The sequence below is a fragment of the Candidatus Burkholderia verschuerenii genome, assembly GCF_001189365.1.
GTDB lineage: Bacteria > Pseudomonadota > Gammaproteobacteria > Burkholderiales > Burkholderiaceae > Caballeronia > Caballeronia verschuerenii.
This window is the reverse complement of the sequence record NZ_LFJJ01000011.1, coordinates 1-21,477: the sequence shown is the minus strand read 5'-3', so window position 1 is coordinate 21,477 and position 21,477 is coordinate 1. Positions and strand designations below refer to the sequence as shown.

Annotated in this window: 17 protein-coding genes and 5 pseudogenes; 11 read left to right on the top strand and 11 right to left on the bottom strand. The window is 63.0% G+C overall.

What is annotated here, in order from left to right; all coding sequences use genetic code 11:
• Positions 1-13 precede the first annotated feature (13 nt).
• Positions 14-619 (top strand): annotated as a pseudogene (locus BVER_RS04300) (lysophospholipid acyltransferase family protein); the annotation flags it as partial.
• A 24-nt stretch (positions 620-643) separates the two neighbouring features.
• Here the strand turns inward: BVER_RS04300 and BVER_RS04295 are convergent.
• Positions 644-1,417: an SDR family NAD(P)-dependent oxidoreductase gene (locus tag BVER_RS04295; RefSeq protein ID WP_050452231.1), complete on the bottom strand. Its 774-nt coding sequence runs from the start codon at positions 1,415-1,417 to the stop codon at positions 644-646.
• A 123-nt stretch (positions 1,418-1,540) separates the two neighbouring features.
• Between BVER_RS04295 and BVER_RS04290 the strand changes: the two genes are divergently transcribed.
• Entirely contained in the window at positions 1,541-2,578 is a 1,038-nt protein-coding gene (locus BVER_RS04290; RefSeq protein WP_232316374.1) for a LysR substrate-binding domain-containing protein, read from the top strand.
• On the opposite strand, the pseudogene BVER_RS33355 reads toward BVER_RS04290, so the two are convergent.
• Both BVER_RS33355 and pcaQ read right to left on the bottom strand, forming a co-directional pair.
• A pseudogene (locus BVER_RS33355) lies at positions 2,552-2,761 on the bottom strand (response regulator); the annotation flags it as partial. The gene BVER_RS04290 and the pseudogene BVER_RS33355 sit on opposite strands and share 27 nt — an antisense overlap.
• Before the next feature lie 275 nt (positions 2,762-3,036).
• Positions 3,037-3,975, bottom strand: a complete 939-nt coding sequence (pcaQ, locus tag BVER_RS04280) for a pca operon transcription factor PcaQ (RefSeq protein WP_050452257.1) — start codon at positions 3,973-3,975, stop codon at positions 3,037-3,039.
• A 113-nt stretch (positions 3,976-4,088) separates the two neighbouring features.
• On the opposite strand from pcaQ, the gene pcaH reads away from it, so the two are divergent.
• The 3 genes from pcaH (at position 4,089) to BVER_RS04265 (ending at position 5,773) form a co-directional block, all read left to right on the top strand.
• Entirely contained in the window at positions 4,089-4,790 is a 702-nt protein-coding gene (gene pcaH / locus BVER_RS04275; RefSeq protein ID WP_050452229.1) for a protocatechuate 3,4-dioxygenase subunit beta, read from the top strand.
• Positions 4,791-4,795: 5 nt separating this feature from the next.
• Positions 4,796-5,386 carry a protocatechuate 3,4-dioxygenase subunit alpha gene (pcaG, locus tag BVER_RS04270; RefSeq protein WP_050452256.1) on the top strand — a complete coding sequence of 197 codons (591 nt, stop codon included), beginning with the start codon at positions 4,796-4,798 and terminating at the stop codon, positions 5,384-5,386.
• Positions 5,387-5,464: 78 nt separating this feature from the next.
• Complete coding sequence (locus BVER_RS04265) at positions 5,465-5,773, top strand: DUF2288 domain-containing protein (RefSeq protein ID WP_050452228.1); 309 nt, start codon at positions 5,465-5,467, stop codon at positions 5,771-5,773.
• Between the two features lie 6 nt (positions 5,774-5,779).
• Here BVER_RS04265 and BVER_RS04260 read toward each other — a convergent pair.
• Positions 5,780-6,872 (bottom strand): annotated as a pseudogene (locus BVER_RS04260) (AI-2E family transporter).
• Between the two features lie 190 nt (positions 6,873-7,062).
• Between BVER_RS04260 and BVER_RS04255 the strand changes: the two are divergent.
• Positions 7,063-7,590, top strand: a complete 528-nt coding sequence (locus BVER_RS04255; protein WP_083452035.1) for an OmpA family protein — start codon at positions 7,063-7,065, stop codon at positions 7,588-7,590.
• Here BVER_RS04255 and BVER_RS04250 read toward each other — a convergent pair.
• From BVER_RS04250 to BVER_RS04240, 3 genes are read right to left on the bottom strand one after another with little or no spacing between them, the layout of a single operon-like run.
• Entirely contained in the window at positions 7,587-9,578 is a 1,992-nt protein-coding gene (locus tag BVER_RS04250) for an acetyl/propionyl/methylcrotonyl-CoA carboxylase subunit alpha (RefSeq protein ID WP_050452227.1), read from the bottom strand. The genes BVER_RS04255 and BVER_RS04250 overlap by 4 nt on opposite strands.
• Positions 9,579-9,582: 4 nt before the next feature.
• Positions 9,583-11,190 carry a carboxyl transferase domain-containing protein gene (locus BVER_RS04245; RefSeq protein WP_050452226.1) on the bottom strand — a complete coding sequence of 536 codons (1,608 nt, stop codon included), beginning with the start codon at positions 11,188-11,190 and terminating at the stop codon, positions 9,583-9,585.
• A gap of 12 nt (positions 11,191-11,202) precedes the next feature.
• A complete protein-coding gene (locus BVER_RS04240; protein WP_050452225.1) occupies positions 11,203-12,384 on the bottom strand; it encodes an isovaleryl-CoA dehydrogenase in 1,182 nt (393 codons plus the stop codon).
• Between the two features lie 163 nt (positions 12,385-12,547).
• On the opposite strand from BVER_RS04240, the gene BVER_RS04235 reads away from it, so the two are divergent.
• Entirely contained in the window at positions 12,548-13,267 is a 720-nt protein-coding gene (locus tag BVER_RS04235; RefSeq protein ID WP_050452224.1) for a TetR/AcrR family transcriptional regulator, read from the top strand.
• A 1-nt stretch (position 13,268) separates the two neighbouring features.
• Here the strand turns inward: BVER_RS04235 and BVER_RS04230 are convergent, their stop codons facing one another.
• Both BVER_RS04230 and BVER_RS04225 read right to left on the bottom strand, forming a co-directional pair.
• Positions 13,269-14,168, bottom strand: a complete 900-nt coding sequence (locus BVER_RS04230) for a ferritin-like domain-containing protein (protein WP_050452223.1) — start codon at positions 14,166-14,168, stop codon at positions 13,269-13,271.
• A 104-nt stretch (positions 14,169-14,272) separates the two neighbouring features.
• A pseudogene (locus BVER_RS04225) lies at positions 14,273-15,689 on the bottom strand (MFS transporter).
• A 164-nt stretch (positions 15,690-15,853) separates the two neighbouring features.
• Between BVER_RS04225 and BVER_RS04220 the strand changes: the two are divergent.
• On the top strand, positions 15,854-16,141 hold the full coding sequence (locus tag BVER_RS04220; protein WP_050452222.1) for a helix-turn-helix domain-containing protein: 288 nt from the start codon (positions 15,854-15,856) through the stop codon (positions 16,139-16,141).
• A 22-nt stretch (positions 16,142-16,163) separates the two neighbouring features.
• Here the strand turns inward: BVER_RS04220 and BVER_RS04215 are convergent, their stop codons facing one another.
• Entirely contained in the window at positions 16,164-16,835 is a 672-nt protein-coding gene (locus tag BVER_RS04215; protein WP_050452221.1) for a TetR/AcrR family transcriptional regulator, read from the bottom strand.
• A 153-nt stretch (positions 16,836-16,988) separates the two neighbouring features.
• Here BVER_RS04215 and BVER_RS04210 point away from each other — a divergent pair.
• The 3 genes and pseudogenes from BVER_RS04210 to BVER_RS04200 all read left to right on the top strand — a co-directional run bounded on the left by BVER_RS04210 (position 16,989) and on the right by BVER_RS04200 (position 20,844).
• Positions 16,989-18,493, top strand: a pseudogene (locus BVER_RS04210) (MDR family MFS transporter).
• 243 nt (positions 18,494-18,736) lie between these two features.
• The gene (locus BVER_RS04205; RefSeq protein ID WP_050452220.1) at positions 18,737-19,531 is read left to right on the top strand and encodes an ABC transporter substrate-binding protein; all 795 of its coding nucleotides are present in this window, start codon (positions 18,737-18,739) and stop codon (positions 19,529-19,531) included.
• Between the two features lie 197 nt (positions 19,532-19,728).
• A complete protein-coding gene (locus BVER_RS04200; protein ID WP_050452254.1) occupies positions 19,729-20,844 on the top strand; it encodes a succinylglutamate desuccinylase/aspartoacylase family protein in 1,116 nt (371 codons plus the stop codon).
• Between the two features lie 7 nt (positions 20,845-20,851).
• On the opposite strand, the gene BVER_RS04195 is transcribed toward BVER_RS04200, so the two are convergent.
• On the bottom strand, positions 20,852-21,220 hold the full coding sequence (locus BVER_RS04195) for a nuclear transport factor 2 family protein (protein ID WP_050452253.1): 369 nt from the start codon (positions 21,218-21,220) through the stop codon (positions 20,852-20,854).
• Positions 21,221-21,477 lie beyond the last annotated feature (257 nt).

The window sequence follows — 21,477 nt, the reverse complement described above, 5'->3', positions numbered from 1 at the left end:
GTGCCCAAAGGCACGCTACTGGCTCGCCACGCTCTGGTGCCGCGCCGTCGTCGCGATGATGCGCGTGATCACCGGCACGACGTGTTCGGTCGAAGGACTGGAGCACTTGCCGGACGAGCCGTGCATCATCCTGTCGCGACACGAATCGACATGGGAAACGCTGACCTTCATGGCGCTGTTTCCCCGGCGCATCAGCTTCGTGCTCAAGCATGAACTGATGAACATTCCGTTCTTCGGCTGGGTCTTGCGCGGGCTGGATATGGTGAGTCTGGATCGCGGCTCGATCCGTCAGGCGCATCAGGCGGTGACGCGCGAATGCGCCGCGCGCCTGAAAAAAGGCGATGCGGTGGTGATCTTCCCGAAAGGCACGCGCGTGGCGCACGATGCGCCGCTCAAGCTCGCGTCGGGCGGCGTGCGGCTCGCCTGCGCGACGAAAGTGCCGGTCGTGCCCGTGGTGCACGATGCCGGCCGCGTCTGGCCCGCGAAGGGCTGGCCCGATCGCGGAGGACATATCCGCGTGATCGTCACGCCGTGTTTGCCAGTCGATTGCGAGATTCCGCAGGAACTGAACAAGCTCGCGCAAGCGCAGATGGATGCCGCGCTGGCCGAATTGCGCTGAAGACTTCGGCCAGCTTTCGATGGTTTACTGACGGCCCGCCATCACGCCGCCATCGACCGGCAACACGGTTCCCGTAATCCACGACGCACGATCCGACGCGAGGAACAGGATCGCTTCGGCGACATCGCGCGGCTGGCCGTTGCGGCCCAGCGGATGGAACGCATCGAAGGTCGGCAACACTTCCTTCACCTGATCAGCGCTCATGAAGGTGCCGTAGACCGGCGTCTCGACGACCGCCGGCGCGACCGTGTTGATGCGGATTTTCGACGCCGCCAGTTCGATCGCGAGATTGCGCGTCAGCGCGTGCACGCCCGCGTTCGCCGCCGAGTAAGCGGCCGACGGCGTCGCGCCGATCGCCTGCGACGCCCACAACGATCCGGTCTCGATCGCGCCGCCGCCGCGCTTCTGCATCGCCCGGGCGGCGGCTTGGGCCATGAAGAACTTGCCTTTCAGGATCGTATCGAGGAACCAGTCGTACTCGGTTTCGTCGACGTCGAGAAACGCCTTCGGCCGGAACACGCCCGCATTGTTGACGAGGACATCGACGCCGCCGAACGCCTGCGTCGCCAGATCGACGAGCGCGCTCGCCGTCGCGGGATGCGCGATATCGCCCGCATGGAAGCGCACGCGTTCGCCGTTCGGATCGATTTCCGCTGCCGCCTGTTTGAGCTTCGACTCGTCGCGTCCGCCGATCACGACGCGCGCGCCTGCCTGCACGAGACGCGCCGCCACCTCCTTGCCGATGCCCGAACCACCGCCCGTCACGATCGCAACCTTAGAAGAAAAACTATCGTTCATGCTGATTTCTCGCTTGATGGATTGAGCACGCCGAATGCGGCTCAATGAAACGGATTGTCGTGAGGAATCGCGGTATCGGCAAATGAGATAATCTTGCCGTATTGGATAGAAATTCTTTTAGACATAAAAGCACCCGTGCACCTCAACGCGATGCGCGCTTTCGAAGCCAGCGCGCGGCATCAGAGCTTTTCGGCGGCGGCGCTCGAACTGAACGTGACACCCGCCGCCGTCGGGCAACTCGTGCGCGGGCTGGAGGAATGGCTCGGCGTATCGCTGTTTCTGCGCGGCGCGGGCGGCCGCGCGCGGCTCGTTGCGACCGATGTCGCGCAGCGCGCGCTGCCGGATATCCGCGCGGGACTCGATCGTTTGAGCCTCGGTCTCGAACGCCTGAAGGAAGGCGCGCCGAGCAGTCTGCTGACGGTGACGGTCAGTCCGGCGTTCTCGGCCAAGTGGCTGTTGCCGCGCATCGAGCGTTTTCACGATGTCCCCGACATCAACATGCGCCTCGACACCAGCCTCAAGCTGCTCGATTTCGCGACGCAGGGTATCGATATCGGCGTGCGCTACGGCACGGGAACGTGGCCCGATCTCGTCGCCGACAAGCTGATGGACGAGGATATCTATCCGGTGTGTTCACCGCGTCTGCTGCAAGCGCGCGGCGATTGGCACGCGCCCGCCGACCTCGCGCGCGAAACGCTGATCCACGATCTGTCGGTCGATGGACGCGCCGGCTTCGCAACCTGGGATGCGTGGTTCAGCCACGCGGGCGTGGATGGCGCGACATCGCATCGCGGCATGAAGATCAACAACTCGGCGGCCGTGCTGCAAGCCGCGATCGATGGCAACGGCATCGCGTTGGCGCGCAGCGCAATGGCCGCCGACGATATCGCGGCGGGACGTCTCGTGCGACTGTTCCCGTCGTTATCGTTCACATCGACGCTGGCTTATTACGTGGTGTATCGGCCCGAGTCCGCGACGCTGCCGCGATTGGTGGCCTTCCGTGACTGGCTCTGCTGGACGAAGCCAAAGCCGCCCTCAATACATCGGCCGCTTCTTCGCCGCGCACAGGCGGTTGATCGACGCGATCAGCGTTTCCATCTCCACCGGCTTGCGCAGATAACCGTCGTAGCTGACGAACGCGGGCGGATTCGGATGCCCTGAAATCATCAGGAAAGGAATGTGCGCGAGCGCCGAATCGTTCTTCATCGTCTGGCACAACAGCGCGCCGCCCAAGCCCGGCATCATCCAGTCGGAGACGACGATATCCACGGCTTGCGCGGTCAGGATCGACAACGCGCCGTTGCCATCGAAGGCGCACAGGACCTGACAGTCCTCGCCTCGCATGCCGAGGGTCCAGGCTTCGATAGTGTTGGGATCGTCGTCGACGAGCAGTACGGTCTTCATCGTGCAGGCGTTTTCTACGAAGCGGGCGTAAGGCTGATGGATAAGCGCGTTCGTCGGCATGCGGATCTCCGGACGAGTTCGGTTGAAACCGCCGTCGCGGACGTTCGTTGCATGTCGCAGTCCTTCCCGGCGCTTTTCCTCATAGTATTTCTTTCGCGCGAAATCTGCGCAGTAAATACTCCCTCAGCAAATCACGCGCCGCGCTCGTGAAGCGGTCATTTGCTCCCGGCGCGCGCGCGTCCGGCCTCGCGCAACGCATCGACGAACGACTCTTCCACCGGCGTGCGCGCGGCATCGTTGCGGCGCATCAAGCCGATCGGTTCGTCGGTGCCGGCGAAGGGCATCGGCAACGCGGTCAGCAGACCGAGCTCGATATCGTGCTCCACCGCGCCCGCCGGGACGAACCAGACGACATCGTTTTTCATCGCCAGCGAGCGGCCGAGCGACACCGACAGGGTTTCCACCAAGGCCGTCAGCGCATGCGTGCCGAACGCGGTCAGCACGCTTTCCGCCGATTGCCGGATCAGCGTGCCGAACGGCGGCACCACGATCACGAAGCGCGCCAGCAGCGCTGGCGTGAGCGGCGTCTCGAAGGTCAGCGGATGCTCGCGCCGCACCACGACCGCGAGCGGCTCGCGATAGATCTGTTCGAAGGATAGTTCATGCATCGCCTCGGGTTCGGATAGACGACCGACCACGAGATCGACCTCGCCTGCCTTAAGACGCTCGAGCAGTTGCGCGTTTGAATCGGTCCACACGGATAGCGACACCGCCGGCCATTGCTGACGAAACGCGGCAAGCGCGGGCGGCAGCAGCGCCGTCGCAACCGTCGGCAACACGCCGACGGAGATCGTGCCCGGCACTTCGCCGCGCTCGCGTAGCAACATGTCGACGCCCTCGCGCAGCGATGCCACGCACGCGCTCGCATGCGGCGCGAACAGCCGCCCTTCGCGCGTCGGCACCGCGCCGCGCCGTCCGCGCTCGAACAGGCGCACGCCTAGAATGGATTCGAGTTCGCCGATCGTCTTGGAGACGGCCGGCTGGGTGATCGACAGGCTGTCGGCGGCGCGCTGGACGCTGCCGAGCTGCGTCACGGCCAGAAAACACTGCAGATGCCGGAACTTGACGCGGGTGTTGGTGAAGTCGGTATCCATGACCATCCGTTATGCAAGAGCGCACGAAACATCATTTTCCATAACTTCGCGGGTTATATAAAGTAGCCGTCAGAAACTTCCGAATCAACCTCACAAATACAGGAGACAGTCAGATGACTTCCCCCATCCTGACGCCGCGTGACTGGGAATCGCATCCGCCGTATCTGTCGCCGGGTTACCGGTCGTCGGTGCTGCGCAGTCCGGGCCTGCCGCTGATCCCGCTGAAAGAGAATCTGAAGAACCGCCGCGTGCCGGTCTACGGCGCGGACGATCTGGGCACGCTCGACGCCGACCTGACGCGCAATGCCGCGAAGAACGGCGAACCGCTGGGCGAGCGCATTATCGTGACGGGACGCGTGCTCGACGAAGGCGGACGCCCGGTGCGCAACACGCTGGTGGAAGTCTGGCAAGCCAACGCGGCCGGCCGCTACGTGCACAAGGCCGATCAGCACGATGCCCCGCTCGACCCGAACTTTCTCGGCGCGGGCCGCTGCCTGACCGACGATCAGGGCCGTTATCGCTTCATGACGATCAAGCCCGGCGCGTATCCGTGGGGCAATCACACCAACGCGTGGCGGCCGAATCACATTCACTTCTCGCTGTTCGGCGACTACTTCGGCTCGCGTCTGGTAACGCAGATGTACTTCCCCGGCGATCCGCTGCTCGACCTCGATCCGATCTTCCAGGGCATTCCGGAGCAGGCACGGAATCGTCTCGTGTCGAAGTTTTCGATCGATACGACGCAGGAAAACTACGCGCTCGGCTACGAATTCGATATCGTGCTGCGCGGCCCGGACCAGACGCCGACGGAGTGAACGACATGACCCAACTCAAGCAAACCCCATCGCAGACGGTCGGACCGTACTTCGCCTACGGCCTCGTGCCCGAGCAATACAACTTCGATCTGAAGAGCCTGTTCACCGCGTCGGCGACGGATCGTGAAGTGCCGGGCGAGCATATCGCCATCGTCGGCAATGTGTTCGACGCGGAAGGCAAAGTAGTGAACGACGCGCTGATCGAAATCGCCCAGGCCGATGCGAACGGCCGCTACGTGCAGACCGCCGACGAAGCGCGCGAGTCGGGCTTTCGCGGCTTCGCGCGCTGCGGCACGGGCACCGATCCGAAGCTGCGTTTCATCTTCGATACCGTGAAGCCGGGCGCAACCGCCGACGACTCCGCGCCGCATCTCGACGTGATCGTGCTGATGCGCGGCATGCTGCTGCATTGCTACACGCGCGTCTATTTCGACGACGAACAGGCCGCGAACGCGAAAGACACCGTGCTGCAAAGCGTGCCGGCCGAGCGCCGTCATACGCTGATCGCGAAACGCGAGGCAGGCTCGACGGGCACGATCTATCGCTTCGACATCCATCTGCGCGGGCCGAACGAGACGGTCTTCTTCGACCTTTAAGTCGGGAATCGCGCGCGGCAAACGAAGGCGTCAGGCACTGCTATAGTGTCAGACGCCTTTCGTTTATCTGATCACGCCATGACCGACGCCTCTTCGAATCCCAGTCCTCTTTACGCCAAGCTGCTCGGCGAAACCGCGCAGATCGGCTGGCCGGAACTCGAGCGCTTCTTCGCGCAAGGCAAGCTCATCTGGGTGAAGAGCGATCTCGATCTCGTCAGCGTCGCGGAAGCCGTCGCCAACGACGATACGACGCAAGTCGCGCAATGGCTGTCGTCCGGTCTGATCGAACGCATGCAGGCCGAAACCGCCGCCGATCTCTCCGCGCGCGATCCCGAACTCTGGGCCGTGGTGACGTCGCCGTGGGTGTGCGTGCAGGAACGCAACTGATTCAGGTTAGCTTCGCACCCAGTCGGTCCACAGCACGACGAGAATCGTCATCAGCGCCGGACCGATAAACAGCCCGATCAGCCCGAACGTCTCCGCGCCGCCGAGAATCCCGAACAGCACCAGCAAAAACGGCAGACGCGCGGAACCGCCGATCAGCACCGGCCGCACGAAGTGCTCCGCCACGACACGACGATCAGGCCGAACGCCGCCACGCACGCCGCCGCGATCATCGAGCCTTGCGCGGCCAGCCATAGCGCGGAGCCGAGAAAGACTAGCGGCGCGCAGAACGGCAGCATGGCCGCCACCGCCGTCAGCATGCCGAGCAGCGTCGCGTGCGGCACGCCCGTTACCGCGTAAGCAATGCCGAGCAGCGCGCCCTCGCCCAATCCCACCACGACCAGTCCGACCACCGTGCTGCGCACCGATTCGGCCATGCGTCGCACGATCGCCGCGCCGTCCGATCCGAACGCGCGCTGCGAGCCCGTCAGCAGTTGCTCGCCCAACTTCGAGCCGGCCTGAAACATGAAGAACAGCGTCATCAGCATGAAGCCGAAGATCACGAGACCATGCACGACGCGTCCGCCGAAGTGACGCGTCATCGCGACGACGGTCGCGCTGTGCAGGTTCTTCACCACCGGCGACGACTCGAGCGGCGGCGCGAGATTCGCCTGCCACCAGCGCGAAACCTGTTGCGAACCCATCGGCAGATGATCGACGAGCGCGGGCATCGGAATGCCGTTTTCGAGTACGTGATGGAGAACCAGCCGATCAGATCGCGCGCTTCCTTGGCGGTCTGCGCCGCGCCGATCGCGAACGGCACCACGAACAAAAGCCCCAGTGCCGCGGTCAATAGAAACGCGAGCAGGTTATGGCGTCCGCGAAACATCGGGCGGCGTTCGAGCCAGCGAAATGCCGGCCACAATGCAATCGCGATGACGACCGCCCACACCACCGCCGGAATGAAGGTGCGCGCGGTATAGAGCGCGATCAGCACGAGCACCGTATAAAGCGCCGCCGATGCGATACGTTGCACGCGACGCCTGCGGTCCGCCGCGTCGGGCGCTTCGGTTCGGGTGTCGTTGCGCGGCAGGTTCGGCATGGAGCGGCGGCCTCGTGGATGAATAGAAGGGAATCGGTAAGCCGAAGGAAGTACGGGCGAAACGTTCGAGGGCATTGTAAGCGCGCACGAATCATTCCAGTGCGGCCGCGCGCGACGATCAATGTTCTTTACAAAGCCACGCTTCGCGCTCCCTATAATCGTAGCTCGGTATAAAAGCAGGGACGCGGGCATGACGTCGAGAAGTCTGGAAAAGCTGGTGGCAGCGAGTGCGTCGCTCACGCTCATCGCGGGTTGTTCGTCGGGCCTGAACCGTTCGAAGGAAGATCAGCTGAACGCGCAGTACGGCATCATGATGCAGGAAGTGAAAGGCGGCGTGGAGATGCGTGTGCCGGAAACGCCGCTGTTCGCCGTCGACGAATCGCGCGTGCAGCCGGCGAGCCTGCCCACGCTGGAACGCGCGGCACAGGTGCTCAAGCGCAGCATGCGTCCCATTCTCATCGAAGGCCACACCGATAACGACGGCTCGCTTGCCTATAACCAGGAATTGTCGGAAGCGCGGGCGGATGCGGTCGCGAAGGCGCTGATCGCGCGCGGCGTGCCGGCGGAGCGCATTACCACCAAAGGCATGGCGTATTTGCGGCCGATCGCCAGCAACGAAACGCCGCAAGGCCGCGCGATGAACCGGCGCGTCGAGATTCTCGTGCGCGCCGAGAGCGAGAACACGCTGCTCGGCACGCCCAAGAAGGTCAAGCGTTAAGCGGATGCTTCGAGTATCAGGAGCTGCGCGCCGTCAGCAACCTGATCGCCCACATCGAACAGAATCTCGCCGATCTTTCCCGCCGATGGCGCCACAATGGTGTGCTCCATTTTCATGGCTTCCATCACCATCAGCGGCGCGCCTTTCTCTACCGTCGCGCCCGCTTGCACCAATACCGCGATCACCTTGCCGGGCATCGGCGCGGTGAGACGGCCTTCGTGTTCGGCATCGCCCGCGTGGGCCATCAGGTTCTGCCATTCGAACGCGAACGATGCGCCTTCGTAGAAGACGTGGAAGATATCGCCATCGGTGAAGACGTGGCCTTTGATCAGCGCATCGTCGAGTTGCACCGCGTACGATGTCTCGCCGCTATGCGACCAGCCAAAACGCGCGCTCTCGCCGTTCAATTGCAGCCGCTTCTCGCCGTTCTTCGTAAAGACGACTTTCAGCGCTTCGTCGTTATCCGTCGCGCGAAAGTTCAGGTCCTGACTGTAACCGCCCGCCATGCGCCAGTGACTCAACGCATCCCACGGCGACTGGCCATGCGCTTCGCCGCCTTCGCGCGTCAGCAACGCGGCGCAGGCCAGCGCGAGCGCCTTGTTGCGCGAAACGGTCGACGGCGCGAACAGCGCATCGTGATGACGTTCGATCAAGCCCGTATCGAGTTCGCCCGATGAAAACGGCTCGCTCTTCACGATGCGTTGCAGAAACTCCACGTTCGTATGCAAGCCGACGATCTCGCATTCCGCCAGCGCACGCGACATACGCGCCAGCGCATTGCGACGATCGCGGCCATGCACGATCAGCTTCGCGATCATCGGATCGTAGTACGGCGTGATCGCGTCGCCCTGACGCACGCCGCTATCCACGCGCACGTCGCCGTCAATAGCGAATTGCACGGCATGCGGCATCCGCAGATGCTTGAGCGTGCCGGTCGAAGGCAGAAAGCCGCGCGACGGATTCTCCGCATAGATGCGCGCTTCGATCGCGTGGCCGTGCACTTTCAGTTGATCTTGCGTCAACGGCAACGGCTCGCCCGCCGCCACGCGCAATTGCCATTCGACGAGATCGAGGCCCGTGACCATTTCCGTCACCGGATGCTCGACTTGCAGACGCGTGTTCATCTCCATGAAATAGAACTGGCCGTCCTGCGTCATGATGAACTCGACGGTGCCCGCACCGACGTAATTCACCGCGCGCGCGGCGGCGACGGCGGCTTCGCCCATCGCGCGACGCGTCTCGTCGCTCAGGCCCGGCGCGGGCGCTTCTTCCAGCACTTTCTGGTGACGCCGTTGCACCGAACAATCGCGATCGAACAGATACACCGCGTGGCCGTGTTTGTCCGCGAAAACCTGCACTTCGACGTGACGCGGACGCAGCAGATACTTTTCGATCAGCACGCGATCGTTGCCAAAACTCGATGCCGCTTCGCGCTTGCACGACGCGAGCGCCGCCGCGAAGTCCTCGCTCTTTTCGACGACGCGCATACCCTTGCCGCCGCCGCCCGCGCTCGCTTTCAGCATCACCGGATAGCCGATGCGATCCGCTTCGCGCTGCAACAGCGACGCATCCTGATCGTCGCCGTGATAACCCGGCACGAGCGGCACGGACGCGGATTGCATCAGCGCCTTCGCTGCGGCCTTGGAACCCATCGCGCGAATCGCTTCGACCGGCGGCCCGATGAACGTGATGCCCGCCTGCTTGCAAGCATTCGCGAATGCTTCGTTCTCCGACAGAAATCCGTATCCCGGATGAACCGCCTGCGCGCCCGTTTTCTTAGCCGCATCGACAATGCGCTCGATGCGCAAATAGCTCTCCGCCGCAGCCGATCCACCGACATGCACCGCTTCGTCGCACACATCGACATGCTTGGCTTTCGCGTCCGCATCCGAATACACCGCGACGCTGCCGACGTTCAAGCGCTTCGCCGTCGCCGCGACGCGGCACGCAATCTCGCCGCGATTTGCAATCAGTATCTTGTTGAACATGGCGTTACATCCGGAAGATGCCGAAGCGGGTGTCTTCGATCGGCGCGTTCATCGTCGCGGCCAATCCCAAACCGAGCACGTCGCGTGTTTGCGCGGGATCGATTACGCCGTCGTCCCACAATCGCGCGCTCGCATAGTACGGATGCCCTTGCGCTTCGTATTGATCGCGAATCGGCGCCTTGAAGGCTTCCTCTTCCTCGGCCGACCACGCGCCGCCCTTCTTTTCGATGCCGTCGCGACGCACCGTTGCCAGCACCGAGGCGGCCTGTTCGCCGCCCATCACCGAGATGCGCGCGTTGGGCCACATCCACAGAAAGCGCGGCGAATACGCGCGGCCGCACATGCCGTAATTGCCCGCGCCGAACGAGCCGCCGATGATCACCGTGAACTTCGGCACCTTGGCCGTTGCAACCGCCGTCACCATCTTCGCGCCGTTACGCGCGATGCCTTCGTTCTCGTACTTGCGGCCGACCATAAAGCCTGTGATGTTCTGTAGGAAAACTAATGGAATCTTCCTCTGACAGCACAGTTCGATAAAGTGCGTACCCTTCAACGCCGACTCGGAAAACAGAATGCCGTTATTCGCGACGATGCCGACCGGATGCCCCCAGATATGCGCGAAGCCGCAGACGAGCGTCGTGCCATAGCGCGCCTTGAACTCGTCGAAGGCGGAGTCGTCGACGATGCGCGCGATCACTTCGCGCACGTCGAAGGGCTTGCGCGTATCAACGGGAATCACGCCGTAGACGCTTTGCGCGTCGTAACGCGGCGGCATCGGCTCCTTCAATGCGAGCGGCGGCGTCTTCACGCGATTCAAATTACCGACGATGCTGCGCGCGATGCCGAGCGCATGCGCGTCGTTCTGCGCGAGATGATCGACGACGCCCGACAGACGCGTATGCACATCGCCGCCGCCCAAATCTTCCGCGCTGACTTCTTCGCCCGTCGCGGCTTTGACCAACGGCGGTCCGCCCAAAAAGATCGTGCCTTGATTTTTCACGATGATCGATTCATCGCTCATCGCGGGCACATACGCGCCGCCTGCCGTACACGAGCCCATCACCACGGCGATCTGCGCGATGCCCTGCGCCGACATGTTCGCCTGGTTGTAGAAGATGCGGCCGAAGTGATCGCGATCGGGAAACACATCGTCCTGATTCGGCAGATTCGCGCCGCCCGAATCGACGAGGTAGACGCACGGCAAACGGTTCTGCTCGGCAATTTCCTGCGCGCGCAGATGCTTCTTCACCGTGACGGGATAGTACGTGCCGCCCTTCACGGTCGCGTCGTTGCAGACGATCACGCATTCCTGCCCCGCAATGCGCCCGATGCCCGTGATGATGCCCGCGCCCGGCGCATCGTTGTTGTACATGCCGTAGGCCGCGAGTTGCGACAACTCCAGAAACGGTGTGCCCGGATCGAGCAGTTGCGCGATGCGATCGCGCGGCAGCAGCTTGTTGCGCGATACGTGACGATCGCGCGCGGCCTGTCCGCCGCCTTCCGCGATCTTCGCGACTTTCGCCTTGAGGTCCGCGACGAGCGCATCCAGCGCCGCCACGTTCGCGCGAAATTCCTCGCTGCGCGGATTCAGCTTCGATTCGATGATCGGCATAGGTGCGCGTCCTTAAGCCGTTTCAGCGAACAGTTCGCGGCCGATCAACATGCGGCGAATCTCGCTCGTACCCGCGCCGATTTCATAGAGCTTCGCATCGCGCCACAAGCGGCCGACCGGATACTCGTTGATATAGCCGTTACCGCCGAGAATCTGGATCGCTTCGCCCGCCATCCACGTGGCTTTTTCGGCGGTATAGAGAATGACGCCCGCGCAATCCTTGCGCACTTGCCGGACGTGACCGGAGCCGAGCGTATCGAGTTGGCGGCCGACCGCGAACAGATACGCGCGGCACGCTTGCAGCGTCGTGTACATGTCGGCGACCTTGCCTTGAATCAACTGGAATTCGCCGATCGGTTGCCCGAACTGCTTGCGGTCGTGGATATACGGCACCACCGAATCCATGCACGCGAGCATGATGCCGGTCGGCCCGCCCGCGAGCACGGCGCGTTCGTAATCGAGGCCGCTCATCAAGACTTTGGTGCCGCCGTTGAGCTGGCCGAGAATGTTTTCCTTCGGCACTTCGACGTTTTCGAACACGAGTTCGCCGGTATGCGAGCCGCGCATGCCGAGCTTGTCCAGCTTCTGCGCGACCGAAAATCCCTTCATGCCTTTCTCGACGATAAACGCCGTGATGCCGCGCGCGCCCGCTTCCGGATCGGTCTTGGCATAGACGACGAGCGTGTCGCAATCCGGCCCGTTGGTGATCCACATTTTCGTGCCGTTGAGCACGTAGTGATCGCCTTTTTCCTGCGCGCGCAGTTTCATGCTGACGACGTCGGAACCGGCGTTCGGCTCGCTCATCGCCAACGCGCCGACGTGTTCGCCGGAGACGAGCTTCGGCAAATACTTTTCCTTCTGCGCCGCCGTGCCATTGCGATGAATCTGGTTCACGCACAAATTCGAATGCGCACCGTACGACAACCCGACCGATGCCGACGCGCGCGAAATTTCTTCCATCGCGACCATATGCGCCGTGTAGCCGAGATTCGCGCCGCCGTATTCCTCGGACACTGTCATGCCGAGCACGCCGAGATCGCCGAGCTTTTTCCACAGGTCCATCGGAAACTGATCGGTGCGATCGATTTCCGCCGCGCGCGGCGCGATTTCCTTCGACGAAAAATTGATCAGCGTGTCGCGCAGCATGTCGATGTCTTCGCCCAGCGCGAAACTCAAACCCGGTACGGTGCTCATGGATCGTCTCCTCCAGATGCGGTGTTACGGCGCGACCCGACATCTGAGTGATGCTCACAGCGGGCCGTCGACCGTCGAATGGAGCAATTTCACGCTCAAATCGGCTGGCAGTCAATAGGTTTTTGAGCTACGCTCACATTTATCTCACGAAGGTTTCAGCGCCATGTCCACGCACACCACTGCCACCAGCCGCCGCACGCCGGCGGGCGTCAAATCCCAGCAGCGCGTGAAGGACATTCTGCGCGCCGGGCGCGATGTCTTCGCCGAAAAAGGCTACGACGCCGCGACGAGCGCGGAGATCGCGCAGCGCGCGGGCATTTCGGAGGCGACGGTTTTCAGCTATTTCGCGGGCAAGCGCGAACTGTGCGCGCGCGTGATCGCGGATTGGTACGACGAAATCATCGATGCCTTCGAATCCGGCTTGCCGCGCGACGGCTCGGTGCGCCAGCAATTCGCGTTCATCGTGCGCACGCATCTGCGGCTGATGCTGGTGAACGGCACGGGACTCTGCGCGCTCGTGTTATCCGAAGGACGCTCGAAGCAGCACGATCTCTCCGACACGCTGACCGATCTGCAACGCCGCTACACCGCGCCGCTGATGGACGTGCTCGCGCGCGGCCAGTCGCTCGGCCATGTGCGGACCGACGTGCCGCTGCGTCTATTGCGTTCGCTGGTTTTCGGGCCGATGGAACATGTGCTGTGGGACGCAACGCTCGCCAAGCGCCGCCTGAGTCAGACTCAGATCGAGACGACGGCGAACGAGCTCGTGGATGTATTGTGGTCGGCGCTGCAGCCGCCCGACGCGAAGTTAGCGGCACTCACGCAATTCCGTCAGGAAGTCGAAGAAGCGTCGCGCCGATTCGAAGAGAAATCGGCCGAATGATTTACTTGATCGATTTGAATCGCAGCGCGAAACGCGCGAGCCTCGGCACCGTGATGGGACGCAAAAGCCGCGCATCGTAACCGCCCATGCGGCGGTCGTTTTCGCTCAGACAGAGTTCGATGAGCGAGCGCACCGATACATCGCCCGCGACGGAATCGCCTACGTTTGCAGGAAAATTTGCGTCTTTCGCCGCGCCGTTGTTGTCGAAGCCGCGCGCCAGCGAGATGCGATCGCGAATCAGCGAGCACCAGACGCTCGCGGTCTTCATCATGAACCACGGCTTGCTATACCACGGCAAGCTGCGCCGATACCACGCGACCCAATTGGCGAAAAACAGAATGTGCCGCGCTTCTTCCTGAATGACCGGCTCGAAGGTTTCGACCAGCTCTTCCGGAAAGTAGCCCGATTGCCGCGCCGCTTCGAACAGACCGAACGCAAAGAAACTGTCGATGCACTCGCTATAGCCCGTCAGCATCCACGCGCGCAACGGATCCTTCGGCGCGGGATAAGGCGGCTCGGGCGCGAGCTGAATGCCGTACGCCTCGACGAGCTTCGAGAGCACGACCTTGTGACGCGCTTCCTCGCCGCCGTTCATGCGCAGCGCGTCGCGCATTTGCGGATCGTCGACGGTTTCCGCGAAGGTCAGCACGCGGATCGATGCGCGCCCTTCCGTCTGCACCGCGATATCCCAAATGGGCAGGGACGTCACGCGCTTGAGCGCGGCGGGATCGAGTTTTGGCCAGTCGATGACGGCCGGTTTGTACGGGTTATGCGTCGTCAGCAGCATCTCGCAGAACATGCGCTTGTGGAGCGCGGAGCCGACCGGAATCGTGCCCTCCGAGCGGTACGTCCAGTTGCGCATCGCATGATCTGCTTCTACGGGTGTGAGCGTGTCCGACATATTCGAATAGTGGCCGCGTCCGAGGTACGTTCTGCGGATTCTGGCATACGAACCGCAAACACGCAGTATGTGACACCCGTTTGTGATCGGTTGCACCGCCCGCGTCAGCGCGAAATCTCTTCCAGCGCGATATCGCGCGTTTTCGGTCCCATCAATCCGATGGCCGCCATCACGATCAGCATCGCGCCCGCGATGAACACGAACACGCCCGTCGTGCCGAATTCCTTCAGCACGCCCGCGATGATGAACGACGTGAAAATCGCCGAGAAACGGCTCCACGAGTACACGAAGCCGACCGCGCGCGCTCGGATGCCGGTCAGAAACAATTCCGCCTGATACGCGTGGAAGCTATACGACATGATGTTCGCCGACAGCGTGAGTCCGACGCCCATCGCGATCAGAAACGCCGGATTGCCCGACTGGCTGAACAGCAATCCGCAGACGATGTTCGCCGCCGCCATCAGCACGATCACCGTCTTGCGCTCGATCCGGTCGGCGATTGCCAGCCCGATCAACGGCCCGATCGGCGCGGCGATCGCGATGATGCTCGAATACATCAGGCTCGACGTCACCGTGATGCCCTGCTTGACGAGCAGCGTCGGCACCCAGTTCGCGAAGCCGTAGAAACCGACGGTCTGAAACACGTTGAAGATGATCATCATCGTGGCGCGCTTGCCGTAGGGCGGCTTCCACATGTCGGCGAAGGAACTGCGCGCGGCGACGCCATCGGCGCGATCCTGAACCGGCATCGGCTTGCCGTATTCGCGCTCGACTTTCGCTTCGAGGCTCGCGCATCACGCGATCGGCGACGTCGAGCTGGCCTTTTTGCGCCAGCCAGCGCGGACTTTCCGGCAGCGTCCGACGAATCCACCAGACGAACAGCGCCCCGTGCGCGCCGATCACGACGACCCAGCGCCAGCCGTCGAAACCGAACGGCGCGCGCGGCACCAGCAGAAACGCGAGCAGCGCGACCACCGGCACGGCCATGAAACCGATCGCCTGCTCGCACGCGAAGGCCCGTCCGCGAATATGCTTGGGCGCGAGTTCGGAGATGTACGTACCGATCGTCACCAGCTCCACGCCGATACCCACGCCCGCGACGAAGCGCCAGAAGTTGAGCCAGCCGGCCGTGTCCTGAAACGCCATCACGAGATTCGCCGCCGTGTACCACAGCAGCGAATACGTGAAGATCGCGCGCCGGCCGAAGCGGTCGGCGAGAAAGCCGCACGCGATCGTGCCGATAAACAGCCCCGCGAACAGCGACGCGATAAAGCTCGCGACACCCGTCAGTCCGAAGAAGCCATTGGTGGTCGGCGTGAGAATGCCGCTTTTGACGAGACCGGGCGCGACGTAACCCGAATACAACAGATCGTAGAGTTCGAAGAAGAAGCCGAGGCTCAACAGCGCGATGAGCGTCCAGATCGTGCGCGTGGCGGGCAGGCGGTCGAGCCGCGCGGAAATGGACGCGGCGCTGACGGGCGCGGCCGTCTTCGGGGCCTGCGCCGCTTGGGATGCTGCCATCGGAGTGTCTCCTCGGGATGTGCGGGTTCGAGGGGCGCATTTTAAACGGCGGGGTAATTGAGAGCGGGTGCGAATGCGCGCGCCTTACGATATATCAACAGTTGTATATTGTTTCTCCTTGAGAACACATCGCCCGCCGTTATCGCCAAATCGGAGCCTGAACCATGAACGAACCCATCACCGAATCGACCGGGAACGTCTTCAGCGATCTCGGATTCTCCAACGAGGAAGCGACGCTGCTTCAGTTGCGCGCCGATCTCATGGCCTCGCTTCGTCAGGCGATCGAGTCGCGTGGCTGGACGCAGGCGCAAGCGGCCGAATCGCTCGGCATCAGCCAGCCGCGCGTGTCGGACCTGATGCGCGGCAAGTGGGATCGATTCAGCCTCGACATGCTGCTCTCGCTCGCCGTGCGCGCCGGGTTGCATCCGCATATCGAGCTCAAGGCGGCGTGAGGCGCGGACGGCGCGGACCTTGTCAAAACGGCCGAATCCCATGCATCAGCAACGCCACCGCATACCGCGCGATACCCTCCGTCGTCAGCGTGCGTTCGCCCTGATCGCGCCAGCGCGCGGTCGCCAGCGGCAGCACCGTCAGCCCGAATAGCGACATGAACACGAGCGACGGATCGAGCTCCGGATTCAGCTTGCCGTCGCGCTGCCATGCCGCGATCCGCTCGACCGCGCGATCCTTGTTCCCTTCGCCGAAGCGTGCCGCCATGCGCTGACGCAGCAGCCCGCCCTCGCTGATCACCTCGCGCACCCACAAGGCCGCGAACCACGGATGCCGGTCCACCGTCGCGGCCAGCGCTTCGACGAAAGCGCGCAGTGTGTCCGCGGGTTCGGCGTCGGGATCGCTGAAAATGCGTGCGAGCTCGGTCCGCAAAGGCGCGAAACGTTCATCGATCAGCATGTCCAGCAACTGTTCGCGCGTCTTGAAGTAGTAGTGGACCATCGCCGGCGTCACGCCCGCCTCGCGCGCGATCGCGCCGAGCGTCGTCTCGCCAATTCCCTGCCGCGCAAACAGCTCCAGCGCGATGTTCAGCAGATGCTCGCGGGCATCCGCGCCGTGACCGCCGCTCGGGCGTCCGGGCCGTCGGCCGGGCTTTTTGGGCGAAGCCGGCTCCGTATCGATTGCATCGTCTCTCATGTCTTCATTGACTTGCGTTCTATCGTCGACTATATTAATTTTTATATTAATTAATATCAATCGGGACAGATCGTCGATCCCGATCGATGCCCGATTCGACGCTCAGCTCCGGTTCGATCCACGACGTCTCCCTTGTTATTGTCTGCTGTCACCATGACTACTCTGCACCAATCCGCCGTCCCCGGCGCGGAATCGGCCAAACAGCCGCTCTGGCTGCTGTTCGCCGCCCTCATGCTCGTCATGCTGTTGGGCGCGCTCGACCAGACCATCGTGTCCACCGCGTTGCCGACCATCGTCGGCGATCTCGGCGGGCTCGAGAATCTGTCGTGGGTCGTCACGTCGTATCTGCTCAGTTCGACCATCGTCGTGCCGCTGTACGGCAAGTTCGGCGATCAGTTCGGGCGCAAGCTCGTGCTGCAAGCGTCGATCCTGATCTTTCTCGCCGGCTCGATCCTCTGCGGCGTCGCGCAGAACATGACGCAACTCATCGCCCTGCGCGCGCTGCAAGGGCTCGGCGGCGGCGGTCTGATGGTCATCACAATGGCCGCCATCGCCGATGTCATCCCGCCCGCCGATCGCGGTCGCTTTCAGGGCCTGTTCGGCGGCGTGTTCGGGGTGGCGACGGTCGTCGGGCCGCTGCTCGGCGGCTTCATGGTCGAGCATCTGTCGTGGCGGTGGATTTTTTATATCAACGTGCCGCTCGGCGTCGTCGCGCTCGCGATCATCCAGTTCGTCTTCAAGCCGCATACGGCGCATGTGAATCATCGCGTCGACTACATGGGCGCGGGCTTTCTGGCGGCGGCGCTGACCTGCATCATCCTGTTCACAAGCGAAGGCGGCTCGACGCTGCCGTGGAGTTCGACGCAGCTGTGGTGCACGCTCGCGCTCGGGCTGATCTGCCTAGGCGGCTTCGTCTACGAAGGCGCCTCGCCGCCGAGCCGATCATGCCGCTGTCGCTGTTTCGCGAGCGCACTTTCGTGCTGGCGGGGCTGATCGGCTTTATCGTCGGCTGCGCGCTGTTCGGCGCGGTCACGTTTCTGCCGCTGTATCTGCAAGTCGTGAAGGGCGCGACGCCTTCGCAAGCCGGCCTGCAAATCACGCCGATGATGGCGGGCGTGCTGCTGTCGTCGATCGTCAGCGGACGCGTGATCAGCAAGATCGGCAAATATCGCTTCTTTCCGATCGCGGGCACCGCACTCGTCACCGTCGCGATGCTGTTGTTATCCACGCTCGAACTCGACACGCCGCTGCTCGTCATGCAGGCCTACATGGCGATTCTCGGCCTCGGTCTCGGCATGGTGATGCAGGTGCTGGTGCTCGCGGTGCAGAACGTCGTCGAATTCCGGCTGATCGGCGTGGGCACGTCCAGCGCGACGCTGTTCCGTTCGATCGGCGGATCGGTGGGCGTGGCGGCCTTCGGCGCGATCTTCTCCAACAGCCTGCGCGCGCGTCTCGAAACGCTGATGCCGCCCGGCGCCGCGATGCCGCGCTCGCTCGGACCGCAGACGGTGGCGCATCTGCCGGCCGCGCTGCGCAACGACTATCTGCACGCCTTCGCCGGCTCGATGCACACGGTCTACCTGGTTGCGGCAAGCTTCGCGCTGATCGCGTTCGGGCTGTCGTGGCTGCTGAAGGATCATCCTTTGCGCAAGCATTGAGCAATTCGGCGGGCGATCGACGCGCATTTGGATATATTCCCTTGTCGAGAAAACGAAGGTTTGCTCTAAAAAGCCGTGGCTATCGGGGCTTTTACTAGGTGCCCAACATTTTTGGCTTGGTAACCTTCTGCCGATTCTGCCGGACACGATCCGCGGAATGCCAACTTCGGCGCGTCACGTCGCGCCGGTTGCCCGAAGAAGAGACCCTTCGGGCTGAACTGACCACCTTCTGGAGTTAAAACAGTGAAGAAACTGCTCGCGGCACTGACGATGTCCCTCCTCGCCGCCACGTCGCTCACCGCCGTCACGTCCGCGCAAGCGAAGGACTATTCGACGATCCGCTTCGGTGTCGACGCCAGCTATCCCCCGTTCGAATCGAAAGGTTCCGACGGCAAGCTGGTCGGTTTCGATATCGATCTCGGCAATGAAATCTGCGCGCGCCTGAAAGCCAAGTGCGTGTGGGTGGAAAACGACTTCGACGGCATGATCCCCGCGCTCAAGGCGAAGAAATTCGACGGCGTGCTGTCGTCGATGTCGATGACCCCGCAACGCGCCGAACAGATCGCCTTCTCCAGCAAGCTGTTCAACACGCCGACGCGTCTGGTCGCCAAGAAGGGCAGCGGCATCCTGCCGACGGCCGACAGCCTGAAGGGCAAGAATGTCGGCGTCGAACAAGGCACGATTCAGGAAACCTACGCCAAGACCTACTGGGCGCCGAAGGGCGTGACGGTCACGCCGTACCAGAATCAGGACCAGGTCTACGCCGACCTGCTGGCCGGCCGTCTGGACGCAGCGCTGCAAGACGCGGTGCAGGCTGAAATCGGCTTCCTGAAGACGCCGCGCGGCGCGGGCTACGACTTCGCCGGCAAGGATATCGACGATCCGAAGACGCTCGGCAACGGCGCGGGCATCGGTCTGCGCAAGGACGATACCGAGCTGAAGACCAAGATCGACAAGGCCATCGCCGAAATCATCAAGGACGGCACGTACAAGAAGCTCGAGAAGAAGTACTTCGACTTCGACGTGTACGGCAGCTAAGCCGCTCGTCTTCTGTCGAACGGGCTCCGTGCCGAAGGGTGCGGAGCCCGTTTGCTTTTCCGGGGCCACGTCCCGCGTGGCGTTTTTCGGCTAAGATCGATCGTTTGGGACGGCGACGGCGCAAGGAGACAGCGCGGCGCACGGTCCTTCCGATCTCCTGTCCAGCAACACCGCGCACCCGAATGCGCGCGACGAACATGCAAACCAACACTCATCCTCTGATCTCGCCGACGCTCGGCACGACCCGCACCGTCAGCAGCTTTCACTATGGCCCCGGCGGCGGCCAGAAGATCTATATCCAGTCCTCGCTGCACGCCAACGAACTGCCCGGCATGCTGGTCGCGTGGCGGCTGCGTCGCCATCTCGCCGAACTGGAAGCCGCGGGCAAGCTGCGCGGCGAAGTGGTGATCGTGCCGGTGCCGAATCCGATCGGCCTGAACCAGAATCTGCACGGCACGCTGATGGGTCGTTTCGAGACCAACAGCGGCCACAACTTCAACCGCAATTTCTACGATCTGGCCGCGCTGATCGCGCCGCGCATCGAGGCGCGTCTGGGCCGCGACGCCGACGCCAATCGCGCCGCCGTGCGCGCCACGATGAAAGAAGCGCTCGACGAGCAGACGCCGCAGACCGAACTCGAATCGCTGCGCCTCGCGCTGCAAAAGCTCTCCTACAACGCCGACGTCGTGCTCGATCTGCATTGCGATCTGGATGCCGCGCTGCATCTGTACGCGAATCCGGATATCTGGAGCGAAGTCGAACCGCTCGCGCGCTATCTCGATGCGAAGGCGTCGCTGCTGGCGCTGAATTCGGTCGGCAATCCGTTCGACGAGATTCACAGCTTCTGCTGGTCCGATCTGCGCCAGAAGTTCGGCGAGCGCTTTCCGATTCCGAACGGCGGCATCTCCGTCACGGTGGAATTGCGCAGCCAGCACGACGTCTCCTACGAACTCGCGGAGAAGGACGCGCAGGCCATCGTCAACTATCTGATTCATCGCGGCGTGATCGACGCGCCCGTGCCCGAGCAGCCGCCGCTCGAATTTCCCGCGACGCCGCTGGCGGGCGCGGAGCCGATCGTCGCGCCGGCCTCGGGAGTGCTGGTGTTTCGCGCGCAGGTCGGCGCTTATATCGAAGCGGGCACCGCCATCGCCGATGTCGTCGATCCGCTGAGCGATACCGTCACCACGCTCACCTGCACGACCTCGGGCGTGATGTACGCACGGCATATCACGCGCTTCGCGACGGCCGGTCTGGAAGTAGCGCGCATCGCGGGCGCGAAGGCCTATCGCACGGGGTCGCTGCTGTCGGCTTAAGGCCGCGTCAGAATGCCACCAGGCCGCATTGCGCGGCCACCACCTTCCACGTTCCTTCGACCTCTCCCCACGTTCGCGTGTAGCGCAAGCTGCCCGCGAACGGCGCGCCCGCGAAGGTGCCGGCGATCGCCACGCGCGTGACCGTCACCGCAAACGTTTCATACAGACGAATCCCCTGCTCCTCGACATCCAGCCATTCGATGCGCTGCATGCCATAACGATGGCCGTTCAGGTCGTCGGCCTTGCTCCAGACCTTGCCCGTGGCGTCGACGAAGCTGAGATCGTCGGCGAGCAGCGCGTCGAGCGCATCGACGTCCGATTTCATCATTGCCTGCTTCAAACGCTCTTCCAGTGCGCGGATTCCGTGCTCGTCCATATCGTCGTCCGTGATGAATGAATCATGAGCATCGCAGCTTTCGCTCATGAATGCATAAGCGCCGCCGTTGCGCTAGGTCATGTTCACATTTAAGAGCGGCCCGAAGGCAGACACGATGGAGACAAAGGTGAGGTAGTCGGCCCTTCAGAATTAGTCGAAGTCAAGGGTGGCAAGGGGCCGCCGGAAGATCGTGTTTCCCAGAACTCCCAGAAGCAATATTGATCTGAATGGTTTCCTGGGAGTTTGGAACTTCGCCG